10 protein-coding genes and 2 pseudogenes are annotated in these 16846 nt (G+C 73.3%); 9 read left to right on the forward strand and 3 right to left on the reverse strand.

From position 1 onward, the window contains the following. Window positions 1–43: 43 nt before the first annotated feature. The 3 genes and pseudogenes from J2S66_RS03645 to J2S66_RS03655 all read left to right on the forward strand — a co-directional run. Window positions 44–571: pseudogene (locus tag J2S66_RS03645) on the forward strand (IS30 family transposase); the annotation flags it as partial. Window positions 572–1240: 669 nt separating this feature from the next. Continuing rightward, entirely contained in the window at window positions 1241–2629 is a 1389-nt protein-coding gene (ltrA, locus tag J2S66_RS03650; RefSeq protein ID WP_310303767.1) for a group II intron reverse transcriptase/maturase, read from the forward strand. A 113-nt stretch (window positions 2630–2742) separates the two neighbouring features. Further along, window positions 2743–3186, forward strand: a pseudogene (locus J2S66_RS03655) (IS30 family transposase); the annotation flags it as partial. A 107-nt stretch (window positions 3187–3293) separates the two neighbouring features. Here the strand turns inward: J2S66_RS03655 and J2S66_RS03660 are convergent. Together J2S66_RS03660 and J2S66_RS03665 are read right to left on the reverse strand one after the other, a co-directional pair. Beyond that, complete coding sequence (locus J2S66_RS03660; protein ID WP_310303772.1) at window positions 3294–6770, reverse strand: DEAD/DEAH box helicase; 3477 nt, start codon at window positions 6768–6770, stop codon at window positions 3294–3296. A gap of 65 nt (window positions 6771–6835) precedes the next feature. After that, complete coding sequence (locus J2S66_RS03665; RefSeq protein ID WP_310303775.1) at window positions 6836–7978, reverse strand: alkaline phosphatase family protein; 1143 nt, start codon at window positions 7976–7978, stop codon at window positions 6836–6838. A gap of 198 nt (window positions 7979–8176) precedes the next feature. Here J2S66_RS03665 and J2S66_RS03670 point away from each other — a divergent pair, with 198 nt between their 5' ends. From J2S66_RS03670 to J2S66_RS03695, 6 genes are read left to right on the forward strand one after another with little or no spacing between them, the layout of a single operon-like run. Then, the gene (locus J2S66_RS03670) at window positions 8177–8995 is read left to right on the forward strand and encodes an STAS domain-containing protein (protein WP_310303776.1); all 819 of its coding nucleotides are present in this window, start codon (window positions 8177–8179) and stop codon (window positions 8993–8995) included. After that, window positions 8995–9369 carry an STAS domain-containing protein gene (locus J2S66_RS03675; RefSeq protein ID WP_310303778.1) on the forward strand — a complete coding sequence of 125 codons (375 nt, stop codon included), beginning with the start codon at window positions 8995–8997 and terminating at the stop codon, window positions 9367–9369. Before J2S66_RS03670 ends, J2S66_RS03675 begins: the two co-directional genes overlap by 1 nt. Then, on the forward strand, window positions 9366–9776 hold the full coding sequence (locus J2S66_RS03680) for an anti-sigma regulatory factor (RefSeq protein WP_310303779.1): 411 nt from the start codon (window positions 9366–9368) through the stop codon (window positions 9774–9776). Before J2S66_RS03675 ends, J2S66_RS03680 begins: the two co-directional genes overlap by 4 nt. Further along, window positions 9764–10789: a SpoIIE family protein phosphatase gene (locus J2S66_RS03685; RefSeq protein WP_310303781.1), complete on the forward strand. Its 1026-nt coding sequence runs from the start codon at window positions 9764–9766 to the stop codon at window positions 10787–10789. Before J2S66_RS03680 ends, J2S66_RS03685 begins: the two co-directional genes overlap by 13 nt. After that, on the forward strand, window positions 10786–12513 hold the full coding sequence (locus J2S66_RS03690) for an ATP-binding protein (protein ID WP_310303783.1): 1728 nt from the start codon (window positions 10786–10788) through the stop codon (window positions 12511–12513). Before J2S66_RS03685 ends, J2S66_RS03690 begins: the two co-directional genes overlap by 4 nt. Continuing rightward, a complete protein-coding gene (locus J2S66_RS03695; protein WP_310303785.1) occupies window positions 12510–14063 on the forward strand; it encodes a SpoIIE family protein phosphatase in 1554 nt (517 codons plus the stop codon). The genes J2S66_RS03690 and J2S66_RS03695 overlap by 4 nt, the downstream gene beginning before the upstream one ends. Here J2S66_RS03695 and J2S66_RS03700 read toward each other — a convergent pair. Then, on the reverse strand, window positions 14044–16665 hold the full coding sequence (locus tag J2S66_RS03700) for a SpoIIE family protein phosphatase (protein WP_310303787.1): 2622 nt from the start codon (window positions 16663–16665) through the stop codon (window positions 14044–14046). The two genes, J2S66_RS03695 and J2S66_RS03700, sit on opposite strands and share 20 nt — an antisense overlap. Between the last annotated feature and the right edge of the window lie 181 nt (window positions 16666–16846).

The raw sequence follows: 16846 nt of genomic DNA on the forward strand, positions 1-16846 counted from the left end.
GATCGTGGTGTTCGGTGGGGAAGGATTGCCCACCGTGCGTCGGATGTTGACCTTGGCCGATCGGGAGGAGATCTCCCGTGGGTTGGCCGAGTCGTTGCGATACAAGGAAACCGCTGTCCGGATCGGGCGTGATGCCTCGATCGTGTCCCGTGAGGTGAACCGTCACGGTGGCAGGGACGGATACCGGGCGGTGGCCGCCGACGGGGCCGCGGGGACGGCCCGGGCGAGGCCGAAACCACTGGCGGTGGACCGGAACCCGGTTCTGCGCTCACGGGTGGTCGGGCTGTTGCGGGCGGGCTGGTCACCGGCGTCGATCGCCGGCCGGTTGGCACGCGACGGGCCGGTCCGGAACGCTGGGAAGGTGAGTCACGAGGCCATCTACCAGTGGGTCTACGCCCAACCGGTCGCCACACTGCGGCAAGAGTTGATCTCGCTGCGCACCGGCCGCACGGGCAGGCGCGGCCCACGTCCGGCGCCGGCGCCGCGTATCCGCGAGCCCCGCTACCTCGACGAACGTCCCGCCGAGGCCGACGACCGGGCCGTGCCCGGCCACTGGGAGGGGGATCTGGTGCGCCACGAGGCGCTGTGTGTTTTCGAGCGGAGGTGAAAGACCTGCGCCGTTGTGTTGTCGCAGCAGCATAGCGAAGCTGGGGGCAGCCTGATCCGGGAATCGCCGGGGAGGGCGGAAAGCGGCCCCGACAACGCCGGGACGGGCCAGTACTGCCGAATGGTTCGGGTCCGGCAAGCGAGACGGGAAGGTGTACGAGAGGAACCGGTGTTGTCACATCCCTTAAGTCTCCCGCCAGCTCCAATTCGGTGGATATGGGCTGGATCGTGGTGCGTACCTGGTCGCGTGTTCGTGGTGGCTGGGGAACTCCTGGGCTGGTTTAGGTCGCTGGTTCGGGAGGTCACGGTGAAGGTCTGCGGCGTAGCCGTGACGATGCCACAGGGATATAGCCGGGCACCTCACCCGACAATCGAAACACAGTGAACGTGGGAACCACTCCGGGTCTCCGTGTCGGTCGCGTGCTGTCGCGGTGGATGCGGATAGGCGAGATGTCCGCTGATGGTCCGGTGGTGGGGCGGAGGACTCGTAGTAGTCCGAGGGCGGGAAAGCCGTCCACATGGCGAAGGGGTCCAGCGGATTAATGCGAGCGAGGGACTGTGATGGGCGGAGACACCATTGAATAGTGGTGAGCCGTGGCCGGACGCCGATTCGGCGTGGTTTCGGGTACGTCGGATGCAGACCAAACTGCACCAGTGGGCGGCCAGCGACGTTGGCCGCCGGTTTGATGATCTGTTCAACCTCGTGTGTCATCCGGATTTCCTGGCGGTAGCGTGGGAAAGGGTGACGGGGAACAAGGGCGCACGCACTCCGGGGGTGGACCGGGTAGCTCCGCGGTTCATTTCCGAGCCTACGGAGGTCACTGACTTTCTGAGTACCACTCGGGATTTGTTGCGGTCTCGGGAGTTTGCTCCGCTTCCGGTGCGGGAGCGGTTGATTCCCAAGGGTGGGCAGCCGGGAAGGTTCAGGAGGCTCGGGATTCCGTCGGCACGGGACCGGTTGGTGCAAGCGGCTTTGGTGCTGGTGTTGGAGCCGATTTTCGAGGCGGATTTCAAGCCCGTCTCCTACGGATTCCGCCCGAAACGTCGAGCGCAGGACGCGATCGCGGAGATCCACTTCTACGGGACGGGTTCCCGCAGCTACGAGTGGGTGTTCGAGGCGGATATCGCGGCCTGTTTCGACGAGTTGTCGCACTCGGCGATCCTTGACCGGGTGCGGCGGCGGGTCAGCGACAAGCGAGTCCTGTCCTTGGTGAAGTCCTTCTTGAAAGCGGGCGTCATGTCCGAAGCGGGGCAGTATCAAGGAACGGTTGCCGGCACACCGCAAGGCGGTATCGTGTCGCCGCTGCTGGCGAACATCGCGCTCTCGGCGTTGGATGAGCATTTCCTCGCCAAGGACGACCACGGGACTCCGTGGCGGCGTGAGGTTCACCGGAAACGCGGCGGGTCCTTCTACAGGATCGTCCGCTACGCGGACGATTTCGTGATCCTGGTGAAGGGCGGCCGCGAGCACGCGGACGCACTCTGGGACGAAGTGCGGCAGGTGCTGGCCCCACTCGGGTTGCGTCTGTCCGAATCGAAGACCAGGGTATGCCGCTTTGACGAGGGGTTCGACTTTCTTGGATTCCGCATCCAGCGGCGTCGACGAAAGGGAACAAACACGTCAACGGCCTACACCTACCCGTCCAAGAAGGCGTTGCTTTCGGTGATGACCAAGGTGCGGATGTTGACGAACAGAATCAAGAATGCCTCATTGGAAATGTTGTTGAGACAGCTCAATCCGTTACTCCGTGGATGGTGCGCCTACTTCAGACACGGCGTGTCCAAAGCGACATTCGGATACGTCGACATGTTCGCATGGCGGCGTGTCACGGAGTGGCTGAGGAAACGGCATCCTCGGATGACATGGAAAGAGTTGTACCGGCGTTACTTGACCGGGAGGCCAGGCAACCGGCCACAGGAAAACGGAATCGTCATGTTCGACGCCGCCACGGTCGAGGTCACCCGATACCGATGGCGGGCGAACAAGATCCCCACCCCGTGGACTCAGCGAACAACCCAATGACACGAGAATCCGTGGAGCGCCGGATGCGTGGAAACACGCACGTCCGGTGCGGCGAGCGGGCCGGAGAAACGGACCGGGAGCAATCCCGGAACCGCGCTCCGGTCCGACTCTCCGTGATCGGCAAGGGCGGTCGCAGCGCAGTGGCCACGCTGGTCGAGCGCACCAGCCGCTTCCTCGTCCTGGTCCCGCTGCGCGGGCGCGACTCGCTCACCGTCACCGACGCGATCATCGCCGCCGTCGGCGACCTCCCTCCATCGGTCAAACGCTCCCTGACCTGGGACTGCGGCTCCGAGATGGCTCTGCACGAGCAGGTGACCGCCACCGGGCTGCCGGTGTTCTTCGCCCACCCGCACTCACCGTGGGAACGCGGCAGCAACGAGAACCTCAACCGGATCGTGCGCGAGTTCCTGCCCAAGGGCGTCGACATCCCGACCGACCCCCGCTACCTCGCCGCCATTGCCGCCGAGATCAACGACCGACCCCGTAAGATCCACGACTGGAGAAAACCCAGCGAGGTATTCACCGAACTCCTCGAAGCGGATGCTTCCACCGTCTGAACCTGCCCGTGCTTACTTCAATGAAACGGTTGTCCTAGCGCCCGCTTGACATATGGTTTCGGAGTTGCGTACGTTCCATCCCACTGCCCGAACGCGCCGGTGCGGATTCAGCGTCCCAGCCCGTGACGGCGGGGGTGCGGCGGTTCCGGCGACTCCTCCGGCGGGGTGATCGCGCTGTACGCGGCCAGCCAGCCGGTCGCCCGGTGGTCGCCCCGGCGGGTGAAGACCGCCACGCCCGTCTCCGGGCTGTCGTCGTCGGAGTCGGGGTAGGCCAGGGTCGACGCGGACGTCGTGGGCGGGGTGCAGGAGCGGCCCCGCCAGGCGACGGCCGTGCCGCCCGTGCCGCCGGTCACCGTCGCCTCGGTGGTGTGCGCGGCCAGGGTGCAGGTCGTGGTGCGCTCGCGCAGCAGCGCGGTGTAGCCCGCGTGGTCGAGGACGCAGCCCGCGGGGGAGCGGCCCGGTGGCCAGTCCGGCGAGCGGACGCCGCGCGCCACCGCCGTGCGGAACAGGTCGGGCACCACCTCGCGCAGGTGCGGCCTGGTCGCCATCTCCTCGCACATCCACAGCAGCCGGCCCGCGCCGCGCGCCGGGGCCAGCGAGCGCCACCGGACGCGGTGGTCCAGGTCAGCGGCCACGATCGCGATCCACGGGTGCACGGTGCCCAGCACGCCCTGCGCCGCCAACCACGCCAGGAACCTCGGCGCCTGCTCGAACACGGCGTGCAGCGACACCAGCGGGATGCCGCCCGCGACCCGCCGGGCCGGCCGGGAGGCGTCGAACAGGTGCGGCGACCGCGACACCAGCAGCAGCGCCGCCCACGCCAGGTCGCCGGGCGCGGTGGTGGTCTGCGAGCCCAGGCCCTTGACCGAGGTGGTGTTCGTGATCCGCGACGTCCTGCCGCCCGCCTTGATCACCGTCGCCACGGCCGGGCGCACCGCCTCCGGCACCGGGATGCCCGCCAGGTCCCGCACCGCCACCGACAGCACCAGGCTCAGCGCCAGCTCGGCCGAGTCCGCGTCGCGCGGCACGGGCAGCAGGCCCAGCGTGCGGCGCAGCCGGTGCCCGGTGTGCGTGGACACCATCATCCGCGCGGTCAGCCGGCCCAGCTCGGTGATCGCCAACCGGCCGTCGACCGAGGTCAGGTGGCCCTCGTCCACCAGGAACCGCACGGCCTCCTGCACCGGCTCGGCGTCGTCGTCGCCCTGCGCGTGCGCCAGCGTCTCCACCCACCACGCCCGCGCGTCGTCCACGGTCTGGATGCGGCCCTGGAGCACCTCGGCCAGCACGTGGTCGGGCAGCGACTCGCGGATGCGCGAGTACACCGAGTACCCGGCCACCAGCCTGGTCTGCCAGTCGGCGCGCTGCGTCTCGTCGACGACCAGGTACGACCAGCCCTCGGTCTCCCCGGCGCCGATCCGCCCGGCGCGGCCGAACATCTGGAGCACCGTGGAGGTGTCCATCGGCTCGCCGCCGATCGACACGTCCCGCACCACGACCGCCCGCGCGGGCAGGTTCACGCCCGCCGCCACCGTCGAGGTCGCCACCAGCACGTCCGCCTCACGGCCCCGGAACGCCCGCTCGGCCGCGTGCTTGTGCTCGTAGTCCGCGTAGTGCAGCCGCACGCCCACCTCGGCGCACACCTTCGTCAGGCCGTCGATGTCGTCCGCGGCCACGGTGTGCACGGGCGCGCCCCGGTCGGCGGCGATCGCCATGGCGGTGGACCGGACGTTGCGCTTGGAGCCGCAGAACACCAGCACGCTGCCGCCTTCGGCGGTGTGCCGGTGCGTCAGGTCGAGCACGACCTGCTCGCGCAGCCGGTTGTTCGCGGCGAACCCGGACGCGGCCGGGATGGTCGGCAGCTGCCACGTCACCCGTGACGGCCGCCACGTCGTGGCCACCAGCTCGGCTTCCAGCCACTCGGCCACCTCGGCCGCGTTCGACACGGTCGCCGACAGGCCGACGATGCGCACCGGTGAGTCCGCGCCGCGCACCCGGGCCAGCAGCGCCTCCAGCAGCGCCCCGCGCCCCGGGCTCCCCAGCAGGTGGATCTCGTCCACGACCAGGCAGCCGACCTCGCCCAGCGCGGCCTGGAGCGAACCGGCCCGGCAGATCGCCTCGAACTTCTCCGTCGTCGCCACCCACAGGTCGGCGGCCTTGACCGCCTCCACGTCCACCGCGTACTCGCCGGAGAGGCGCTCGACCCGCAGGCCCTGCGACCGCCACGTCTCCAGCTCGCGGTCGAGCTCGTCGGTCAGCGAGCGCTGCGGCACGAGCCAGGCGGCCTTGCGGCCCTCCTCCAGGATGGCCTTGAGCACCGCGAGCATGCCCATCGCCGTCTTGCCCGCCCCGGTCGGCGCGGTGATCAACAAGTGGGAGTCGCTGTCCACCAGGTGCGGCGCGGCCTGCGTCTGCGCCGGGTTGAGCACCGGGAACGGCAGGAACCTGATCCAGTCGGCGGGCACCGCGCCGTCCGCCGGCACCGGGTCGGGCGCCTCGCCCGCCGGTTCGTGCAGGTCCCACAGCACCTCGAACGCCAGCCGCGCGGCCCGCGCCGCCTCCCCGGTCACGGGCTCGCACCGCTCCGGCACCACGCCGCCGACCTCGGACAGCCAGGCGGACGCCGACCCGGTCGTCACGTCCTCCTGCTCCAACCAGTGCCGGATCGCGCGGAACGGCACGCCGGCGTCGGTCAGGCGGGCGCGCAGGTCGTCGAACTCGGGCCGGTCGGGCAGCACGACCCGGGTGTCCACGCCGGGCGGCACGTCGGGCAGGTCCATCGCCGGGTCGACGGTCTTGACCCACCACACCGGCCGGCGGATCTCGGCCGCCGTCGTCGGCAGCACGGGCAGCTCGCCCGAGCGGGCGGTGGGCGCCTCGTCCGAGCCGCTGAGGATCGACCGGATGCGGGCCGCCATGGCGACGGTCGACACCCGCCGGGCGGGCCGCGCCGGTTCCGCCTCGGCGACGACCTCCCCGGCCGCCGCGGGGGCCGGCCTGGCGGTGTCCTGCCCTGCGCTGTCCTGCCCTGCCGCGTCCTGCCCTGCCGCGCCTCGGGCGGCCTCGGCCTCCTCCCGCGCCCGCGCCGCGAAGTCGACGCTCGGCAGCTCGGCGTCGTCCGGCGGTCCCTCCTCGACCACCGGGACCGCCCGCCGGGGCCTCGGCGGCCCCGAAGCGACCACCGGCGGCTCGACCGCGGGAGGCCCGATCAGCGGGGGCTGCCCGGCCGCGGGGCGCGGCCGGGCGCGCGTGCTGCGGGCCAGGGCTTCGAGCTGCGCGTCCTCCGCCAGGCGGCGCGTCACGGCCTCCGGCCGCAGCTCGCCCAGCACCGACTTCTGCGCCAGCTTCAGCTCGCGCAGCGTGAACGTCGCGGGGCAGGCGGGGCACGCCACGGCCGCCTGCAACTGCTGCCGCCCCCGGTCGGGGTGGGCGCGGTAGAGGCCGTGCAGCTCGCCCTCGCAGCGCGGGCAGCGGCGGTCGATCGGCACGGGCGAGAGCTGCCACCCCGGCTCGGCGTACCGGGCGATGGCGGGCTCCGGCCGGACACCCCACCGGGCCTGCACGACCCCGGGGACCGACGTGTCCACCGCGCTCTCCACCCACCGCCTCCGTCCCGGCCCCTCGGCCGCCAGGCGATGCTATGCGAGAACGCTCAGCCGCCGCCGGACGCCACCAGCAGCGGGATGTGCTGCTCGGCCGCCGTCAGCGAACCGTGCTGCCCGACCAACCCGCTCAACGCCGGTTCCGCCCGCGTCCGGACCAGGCCGAGCGACCCCCGCGCGGCCACCACCAGGTCGCCCACGCGCGGCAGGACCCGGTCGTCCACCCGCGGCCCGAACCAGCTCGCCGCCACCGCCTCGGCCCGCGACACGACCCACGCCCGGTCGCCCAGCACCGACTCCCAGCGGGACCGGACCGCGTCCGGCGACGACGTGTGGACGTGCCGCACGCGGGCCTCCCCGGCGAACGCCCGCACCCCCTCGCGCAGCGCGGCGGCCGGGTCCGAGTCCAGGTCGACCAGGTCGTCGACGGCCACCATGCCGTGGTCGGCGGTCACCACCAGCGCGCCGTCGGGCGGCAGGCCGTCCGCGATGCCCGCCGCCACCCGGTCCACGAACCGCAGCTGCCACCGCCACGGTTCGCTGCCCGGCCCGTACACGTGGCCGAGCGCGTCCAGGTCCGCGTGGTAGGCGTAGCACAGGACCCGCTCGGCCGACCACAGCGCCGACGACACCCGTGCCACGAGGTCGCCGAACCCGAGCACGCCGTCGAACGACCCGCCGCGCAGCACCGCCCGGGACAGCCCGCTGCCCCGGTGCTCCCTCGGCAGCACCTGCCGCACCGCCACGCCGGCAGCCGCGGCCCGCTCGAACACCGTCTCCCGGGGCTGCACCTCCTCCGGCACCAGCGCGGAGCGCAGGTCGACGTGGTCGGGCACCCCGTAGCGGCTCCAGCGCAGCGCGTCGAGCACCTCGTCGCCCGCCTCGAACGAGTACCCCACCAGCCCGTGCTCGCCGCTGGGCACGCCCGTGCCCAGCGAGGCGAGGCTGGTGGCCGTGGTGGCGGGGAACCCGGCCGTGATCGGCGGGCCGGGCAGCGACGAGAGGAACGGCGCGTCGGCCGGGTGCTCGCGCAGCAGCTCCCAGCCGAGCCCGTCGACGAGCAGCACGCACACGCGGGCCGGGCCGGCCAGGCCCAGGACGTCCACCGCTCCCGGCACGCCCAGGCCGGCCAGCAGCGAGGGCACCACGTCGGACAGCGAGCCGGCCCCGTACCGGGGCACCACCGGGTCCATGACCGACACCCTAGGCCGAACGATCCCGCGACCGGTCCGCGCACGACCGATCCGCGCATGACCGATCCGCGCATGACCGATCCGGGGGCCGTCGGGAGAGTCACGTGCTGAGCCGGCCGCGCTCCCGGTCTACTGTCTCGAAGGGAGCAGGCTCACTAGGAGGCACGAGTGGTAGGGGAAGCTGGGCACGCACACCGCTTGACGGGGTTGCTGCGCGACAACGCGGACGCCCTGGTGGAGCGGTGGGTCGCGACCGTGGCGTCGACCGTGCGCGGTCGGGCGACCGGCGCGGAGCTGGAGCGCGACTTCCGGGAATTCCTGGCCGCGCTGCTGCCCGTCGCGGACGCCGACGGGCGCGACGTGACCTCCGCTCGGTTCGCCGAGCTGCGGTCGGTGCTGGAGGAGATGTCGCGGTCGCGGGCCCGCGCCGGCTACACGCCCGCGGAGACCGCGTCGAGCGTGTTCGCGCTCAAGCGCGTGGTGTTCGAGCTCACCGGCAACGACGACGACCCGGAGCTGTTCAAGCAGCTCCTGGCGTTCTCGGAGCTGCTCGACGCGTTCGGCCTCATCACGTTCGAGACCTACGCCCGCGCCCGCGAGGAGATCATCAAGGAGCAGTCGGAGCAGCTCCTGGAGCTGACCACGCCGGTGGTCAAGCTGTGGGAGGGCGTGCTGGCCGTGCCGCTGGTGGGCACGCTGGACTCGGCGCGCACCCAGGTCGTCATGGAGAAGCTGCTGGAGACGCTGGTCGAGACCGGCTCCGAGCAGGCGATCATCGACATCACCGGCGTGCTCGCGGTGGACACCCAGGTCGCGCAGCACCTGCTCAAGACCGTGGTCGCGGCCCGCCTGATGGGCGCGGAGTGCACCATTTCGGGCATCCGGCCGCAGATCGCCCAGACGATCGTGGAGCTGGGCATCGAGTTCGGTGACATCACCACCAAGGCGTCACTGGCCGACGCGCTGCGCCACGCCCTGCGCAAGGAGGGCGCGGACATCGTGCGGGTGAACCGCTGATGGAACGCGTGCCGATCCTCCAGATCGAGGGCATCCTGCTGGTGTCCATCCAGATCGACCTCCAGGACCAGAGCGTGCTCGCGCTCCAGGAGGACCTGGCGGAGCGGATCTCCAGCAGCGGCGCGCACGGCGTGGTGATCGACATCTCGGCGGTGGAGATCGTGGACTCCTTCATCGGCCGGATGTTCGCCACCATCGCCTCGCTGTCGAAGCTGTTCGACGCCGACACCGTCGTGGTAGGGATGCGGCCCGCCGTGGCGATCACGCTGGTCGAGCTGGGCCTCACGCTGGGTGGCGTGCGCACCGCGCTCAACCTCGAACGGGGCATGAAGATCCTGCGCGAGCTGGGCGAACGGCGAAGAGGACACCTGTGACCGCCGCCGGCGGTGCGGAGGTCCTGCCCATCGCCGGGGACGACGACGTGGTGCGAGTGCGGCAGGTCGTGCGCGGGTACGCCCAGCGCGTGAAGCTCTCGCTCGTGGACCAGACCAAGCTGGTCACCGCGACCAGCGAGCTGGCCCGGAACACGTTGATCTACGGCGGGGGCGGCACGGCCCACGTCGAGGTCGTCGACGACGGCCGCCGCCAGGGCGTGCGGGCGTCGTTCGAGGACGAGGGTCCGGGCATCCCGGACCTCGCGCTGGCCCTCGCCGACGGCTGGAGCAGCGGCACGGGCATGGGCCTGGGCCTGAGCGGCTCGCGGCGGCTGGTGGACGAGTTCGACCTCGACACCGAGGTCGGGCGCGGCACCACGGTGACGGTGGTGAAGTGGAAGAGGTGAGCACCTGCCTGCCGATGACCGAGGACGTCGCCTGGCTGCGGGTCGACGAGGCGGCCGAGGTGGGCCGCGTCCGCCGGGCGGCGACCGGCCTCGCCGAGCGGCTGGCGTTCCCCGGCTCGCGGGTCGCCGAGATCGGCCTGGCGGTCACCGAGATCGGCACGAACCTGCTCAAGCACGCCGTCGAGGGCCAGGTGCTGCTGCGCTCGGTGCGCGGTGAGCACCGGGCCGCCGTCGAGGTGCTGGCGATCGACCGCGGCCCGGGCATCGTCGACATCGGGTTGGCCATGTCCGACGGCCAGTCCACCACCGGCACCCTCGGCCTCGGCCTGGGCGCGGTGGCCAGGGCGGCCGACCGGTTCGCGCTGTCCTCCACCCGCGACCGGGGCACCGTGCTGACCGCCCGGTTCCGGTCGCACCGCCGCGAAGCCGACCTCGACGACGGCACGACCGCCGGCCTGACCAGGCCGCTCGGCAGCGAGGAGGTGTGCGGCGACGCCTACGCCGTGCGCCGTGCGCCGGGACGGCTCACGCTGATGATGTGCGACGGCTCCGGTCACGGCCCGCTGGCGGCCTCGGCCTCGCGGGAGGCCGTGCGGACGTTCTGCGCCCTGCCGGGCGGCGGCCCGCCGGAGGAGGCAGTGGCCCGCGTCCACGAGGCCCTGCGCGGCACCCGCGGCGGCGCGCTGGCGGTCGCCGACCTCGACCTCGTCGCCCGCCGGGTCCGCTTCTCCGGGGTCGGCAACATCGGCGCCTCGGTGATCGCCGACGGCCGCAAGCGCGGCATGGTCTCCGTGCCGGGCGTGGCCGGCTACCAGGCGCGCACCATCAAGGCGTTCGACTACGACCTGCCGCCCGGCGCGCTGGTCGTGCTGCACTCCGACGGCCTGACCGAGCGCTGGCAGCCCGACGACGACCTCGCCGAGCAGCCGCCCCTGGTGGCCGCGGCCAGGCTCCTGCGGGACGCGGGCGTGCGCCGCGACGACGCGGGCGTGCTCGTGGCGGTGGCGAGGTGACCGCGCCGCTGGTGCTGTTCCACGCCAGCGTCCAGCGGGAGGCCGACGTCTTCCCCCTGCGCCAGCACGGCCGGGACGCCGCCGCCGTGGTCGGCATGGACGGGCAGAACCAGATCCGGGTCGCCACGACCCTGAGCGACCTCGCCCGCGAGCTGGTCCGCGTGCCCGGACCGACCACGGTCGCGTTCCTGCTGCGCCGCGACCCGTCGCCCGCCCTGCTGGTCCGCGTCTACACCACCGACACCTCGGGACCGGGCTGGGCCACCGCGCGCCGGCTCATGGACGAGGTCGTCGTCGACGGAGGCGCGGTCACCGTGGTCAAGGCGCTGCCCGGCAGCCACGTGCCGCCGACGGCGGAGGAGGTGGCGCGGCTGCGCCGCCGGGCGACCGCCGCCGTCGACCCGACCGACTCGGTCGACGAGCTGCGCGCCCAGAACCAGGACCTGGTGCAGACGCTGGAGGACCTGGAGGCCAAGCAGCGCGAGCTGATCCGCCTCAACGAGGAGCTGGAAGAGACCAACCAGGGCATCATCGCCCTGCACAAGGAGCTGTCCGACGAGCTGGAGCAGACCAACCAGGGCGTCGTCGCGCTCTACGCCGAGCTGGAGGAGAAGACCACCCAGCTGCGCGAGGCGGGCGAGGCGCGCACCCGGTTCTGGTCGAACATCAGCCACGAGCTGCGGTCGCCGGTGAACTCGGTGGTGGGCCTGGCCCGCCTGCTGGCCGACCCGGACGGCGACCCGCTGACCGACGAGCAGCGCCACCAGGTCGGGCTGATCAACGAAGCGGGTTCGACCCTGCTCGCCCTGATCAACGAGCTGCTGGACACCGCCAAGGCCGAGTCCGGCAGCCTGCGGCCCCGATTCGCGCCGGTCGACCTGCCGCTGCTGCTGGCCCGGCTGCACGGCACGGTCGACGCCCTGGCGCGCGGCGCCGACGTGGAACTGGTCGTGGACCACCAGGAAGGGCTGCCGGCCCTGGTCACCGACGAGGTGATGCTGCTGCGGGTGCTGCGGAACCTGCTGTCCAACGCGCTGAAGTTCACCGAGCGCGGCAGCGTGCGCCTCGACGTGCGCGTCGAGGGGACGCACCTGCGGTTCGTCGTCTCGGACACCGGGATCGGCATCCCGCCCACCGAGCAGGCCAGGGTGTTCGAGGACTTCTACCAGGTGCCGGGCCGGCTCCAGATCGGCGCGGGCGGCACCGGCCTCGGCCTGCCCTACGCGCGGCGGCTGGCGGTCATCCTCGGCGGCGACCTCGTCCTGCGCAGCACGCCCGGTGAGGGCACGGAGGTGACCGTGACCCTGCCGTTGCAGGAACCCGACGACACGACCACGGCCGCGCTCGCGCTCGTCGTCGTGCCCGACGACGTCGTGCGGGCCCTCGTGGTGGCCGCGCTGGAAGGGCTGGCCGAGTCCGTGGTGGAGGTGGTCGACGGCCGCGAGGCGCTGGTGGTCGCCCGCCGCGACCGACCGGACCTGGTGGTGCTGGCGGTGGACGTGCCGCACGTCGGCGGCACGGAGATCCTGTCGGTGCTGCGCGGCGCGGACGAGTCGCGGTCGGTGCCGGTGCTCGTGGTGAGCCAGGACGTGGACAGCGGGTTGGAGCGCACCGCCGCGACCCTCGACGCGGTGGTCGTGCCGGTTGCCGGGATCGCACCGGGCCCGGTGCGAGAATCGGTGCGCGGCGCCCGTGCCGCGGCCCGGAGCAGGGAGGCCGGATGACCCCGCCCGCGGAGGGGGCCCGCATCCTCGTCGTGGACGACACCGTGACCAGCCGCTACGTGCGCGTGAGCTGGCTGCGCCGAGGTGGGCACGACGTGTCGGAGGCCGTGACCGGCGGCGAGGCGCTGGCCAAGCTCGGCGAGCACGAGTTCGACCTCGTGCTGCTCGACGTGGACCTGCCCGACATGAGCGGCTACGACGTCGCCGAGCGGATCAAGAGCGACCCGCGCACGGCGGCCGTGCCCGTGGTGCACGTCTCGGCGGCGTTCCGCGAGACCGAGGACCGCATCACCGGCCTCAACCGGGGCGCCGACGCCTACCTGACCGAGCCGATCGAGCCGCGCGAGCTGCTGGCCACGGTCGAGGCGGCGCTGCGCTACTACCGGGCCCGCGCGCTGGCCGAGCGGCTGGCCGACCGGCTCGCCAAGCTCACCTCGGCCACGCTCCGCATCAACTCCACCACCACGTTCCACGCGCTGGCCGAGGCCGCCGCCGAGGGCGCGGCGTCGGTGGCGGGCACGCCCGCGACCGTCCTGCTCTCACCGCCGGGCGGCCCGCTGCTGGTCGGCAGCACGGGCGCCGCCGTGCGCAGCGAACCCGCGTCGCTGCTCGACGGGATGCCCGCGCACACCTCCACCGTGCTCGACCCGCCGTGGGAGCCGGGCGTCCCGGCGTCGGTGGTGGTGGCCCGCGGCAACCCGCGCAGCGCCCCGATCCGGGTGGCCGTGCCGCCCGGGGCCGTCGCCACCGAGGAGGACCGCAACCTGGTCCTCCAGCTGGCCCAGACGACCGCGCTGGCCGCCGAGGGCCTGCGCGCCTACGCCGAGGAGCACACGCTCGCGCTGACGCTCCAGAACAGCCTGCTGCCGCGCCGGCTGCCCACGCTGCCCGCCCTGCCGATGACCGCCCGGTACGAGCCGGCGTCCGCGCACGCCGAGATCGGCGGCGACTTCTACGAGGTCACCGAGCTGGGCGACCGGCTGCTCATCGCGATCGGCGACGTCACCGGCCACTCGCTGGCCGCGGCGCTCGTCATGGGCGAGGTGCGGCACGCCCTGCGCGCCTACGCCGTGCACGAGACCGACCCCGTCGAGATCCTGCGCCGCATCGACGCGATGATCGAGAAGTTCCACGGCGTCCGCGGGCTCACCACCATGTGCCTGATGGTGGTCGACCCCGCCGAGGAGACGGTGCTGGTGGCCAACGGCGGCCACATCCCGCCGCTGATCGCCGACGCCTCCGGCACCCGCTACCTGGACGTGCGGGGCCCGCTGCTCGGCATCGGCCTCGCCCGCCCGCCCGCGACCGAGTTCGCCCTGCCGGTGGGCTCGATGGTGCTGCTCACCACCGACGGCCTGGTCGAGCACTCCGGCGCGGACCTGGACGAGGGCATGGAGCGGCTGCGGACGGCGGTGGCGCACGACGACGACATGGACGTGCTGTGCGACCGCCTGCTGGCCGAGTTCGGGCAGGACAAGAAGGACGACATCGCGCTGTTCGCGTTCCGCCGGGACCGCCTGGTGCCGAGGGTCACGCCGAGCGGATCGTGAGGCCGGGCGTGCCCGACAGCCCGGACAGCGCCACGATCCGGTCGGGCGCGGACCCGGCGCGCAGCGTCCACGTCATCGGCAGGCCGGCCCGTCCCGCGGTCTGGGCGGCGGTGAGCAGCAGCGCCACGCCGGAACTGCTGAGGTAGTCCACGGCGGTCAGGTCGAGCTCCAGGCGGCGGGTGCGCGCCGCCGCCAGCAGGTCGGCCCCGACCGCGTCGGCCCCCGCGCCGTCGAGGTCGCCGGTCAGCCGCAGCACGTGCGCCCCGCCCCCACCGGTGGGCGCGGCGGGCGGCTCGGCCGCGGCGGGGCGCGGGGCGAGCGGCACGCGGAAGTCGACCACCGTCCCGTGCGGGCCGCGGTCGAACACCGCGTCGGCGGCCAGCTCGCGGATGATGTCGATGCCCCTGCCCCGGTTGCCCTTGTCGACGGGCACCGGTCGCCAGCGGCCCCGGTCGCGGACCACCACGTGCACGTCGCCGTCCGCCGTGCGCTCCAGCTCGTAGTCGAAATCGCCCGGCCCGTCGGGGTAGGCGTGGTCCACGGCGTTGGCGGCGGCCTCGCCCAGCGCGAGCTGGAGGTCGCACAGCACGTCCACCGGCAGGCCGGCCAGCGCGGCCCACGCGCGCACCTCCTGGCGCATCCCGCCCAACGCCTCGGGCACGGCGGGCACCCCGCGCCCGAGCAGCGGCCCGGGGGTGCGGCGCAGCACGACCAGCGCCACGTCGTCGGCCTGCCCGTCGGCGAGCAGCGCGGACACCGCCTCGTCGGCCAGCTCGTCGGGCGGCGAGGCGTGCGACTTCCCGGCCACCTCGGCCAACCGGGCCAGACCCGCGTCGAGCACGTCGGCCCGCCGCTCCACCAGGCCGTCGGTGTAGAGCACGGCGGACCCGCCCACCGGCAGCCGCACGGCGTGGTCGCGGTACGGCATGCCGTCGTCCGCGCCCAGCACGGCCCCCGCGTCGCCGGTGACGAAAGACGCGCCGTCGGGCGAGACCAGCAGCACGGGCGGGTGCCCGGCCGAGGCCCAGCAGAGCTGCCCGGTGCTCCAGTCGACCGTCACGCAGGCGCACGTGCTGCCGACCGCGCCGGGCGTGCGGCGGGCGAACGCGTCGAGCCGGTCCAGGGCCGCGGCGGGGGAGTGGCGGTCGAGCAGGTAGCCCGCGAGGGCGCTGCGCAGCTGCCCCATCACGGCCGCCGCCGTCGGACCCTTGCCGACGACGTCCCCGACGGACACCGCGACGACCGTGTCGCTCACCGGCAGCACTTCGTACCAGTCGCCGCCGATCTGGCCGTGCGCCGCCGCGGGCAGGTAGCGGGCCGACACGGCGAGCCGGGCCAGCTTCGGCAGCTCCGGGGGCAGCAGGCTGCGCTGGAGGGTCTCGGCGATCTCGCGCTCCCGCTGGAGCAGCAGCTCCCGCTCGGCCTCCGCGCGCCGGCGCTCGGTGACGTCGCGGCCGATCGCCTGCACCCCGTGCGGCGTGCCCTGGACGCTCAGCTCGACCGGCACGGTGGTCCCGTCGGCGCGGCGCAGCTCCCACACGTCGGTGACCGCGGGCGCGGTCGAGCCGACGAGGGCGGCGAGCCGGTGCGCGGCCCCGTCCTCCACCAGGTCGGTGAGCGGCGTGCCCACCAGGCCCGCGCGGTCGACGCCGAGCAGCGCGCAGGCGGCCGGGTTGACGTCGACGAACCGCAGGTCGCGGTCGACGGTCCAGATGGCGTCGGTGGCGCGTTCCACGAGCCGCCGGTAGCGCTCCTCGCCCGCGCGCACGGCCCGGTCGGCGTGCGTGCGCTGCACCGACTCCCAGCAGCGGTTCACCACCACCGACACCAGTTCCACCTCGGCGTCGGTCCAGCGGCGGGGCACCGCCTGGTGCACGGCCATCGCCGCGACGAACCGGCCGCCGCGCAGCAGCGGCAGGCAGATCACCGCGCGGATGCCGGTGACCAGGTAGGCGTCCAGGTCCTCCAGGCGCGGGTCGGTGGCGCTGTCGTGCACCACCCACGGTTCGCCCGACCGCATCGCGCGCAGCGCGCCCGCGCCGAACGCCGACATCGCGAACCGGCCCGGCAGCGGCGGCAGGCCGTTCGCGTAGTCGCCGCTCATCACGAAGTGGTCCTCGTCGGCCTCGGCCTCCGCGTAGGCGCACCGGTTCACGCCCAGGTGCTCGCCGAGCAGGCGGGTCGCCGCGGTCATCACGACCTCGGCGTCGTCCAGCCGCTGGAGCTCGCGGTCCAGCTCGCGCAGGAACCGCTCGCGCTCCTCCCGCAGGCGGGCGTCGGTGACGTCGACCAGCACGCCGCGCAGCAGCCGTTCGCCGACGCGCACCCGGTCCTGGACCCACCGCACCCGGCCGTCCGCGACCACCCGGTAGACCAGCTCGAAGTCCTCTTCGCGCGACCAGCGCTCGTGGGCCACCCACGCCCGGTCGTCGGGGTGCACGACGGTGTCCCAGTCGTCCGGCGGGCCGCCGAGCAGCACGTCGGCGTACCGCGAGGCGAACGTGAGGCGGCGGGTCGCGCGATCACCCTCCCAGACCACGACCGGCAGGTCGCCGACCAGGCCGGACAGGTCGCCGGGCTCCGGTCCGCTCGCTCGCGGCATGGGGCGCTCCTCGGGGTGGGGGCACCCAGGCTATCCGGGCCGTGGAGTGCGCACCGATCGCCGTCGGGGAGGGGGTCTGCACGCGGCCCGCGCGGTGTGATCTTCTGGTACCAGGCGGTGTCGTTGAGCCCACAGCGCACACGCGGTCGACTCCTGCCCCGAAGTGACGAAACGGACACCG

Source organism: Saccharothrix longispora, from assembly GCF_031455225.1.
GTDB lineage: Bacteria > Actinomycetota > Actinomycetes > Mycobacteriales > Pseudonocardiaceae > Actinosynnema > Actinosynnema longispora.

What these genes read in the sequence shown, in the direction of transcription:
- J2S66_RS03665 (WP_310303775.1), bottom strand. Translation starts at nt 7,978, where the DNA reads ATGGACCCGGTGGTGCCCCGGTACGGGGCCGGCTCGCTGTCCGACGTG.
- J2S66_RS03675 (WP_310303778.1), top strand. Translation starts at nt 8,995, where the DNA reads ATGGAACGCGTGCCGATCCTCCAGATCGAGGGCATCCTGCTGGTGTCC.
- J2S66_RS03695 (WP_310303785.1), top strand. Translation starts at nt 12,510, where the DNA reads ATGACCCCGCCCGCGGAGGGGGCCCGCATCCTCGTCGTGGACGACACC.
- J2S66_RS03700 (WP_310303787.1), bottom strand. Translation starts at nt 16,665, where the DNA reads ATGCCGCGAGCGAGCGGACCGGAGCCCGGCGACCTGTCCGGCCTGGTC.
- ltrA (WP_310303767.1), top strand. Translation starts at nt 1,241, where the DNA reads ATGCAGACCAAACTGCACCAGTGGGCGGCCAGCGACGTTGGCCGCCGG.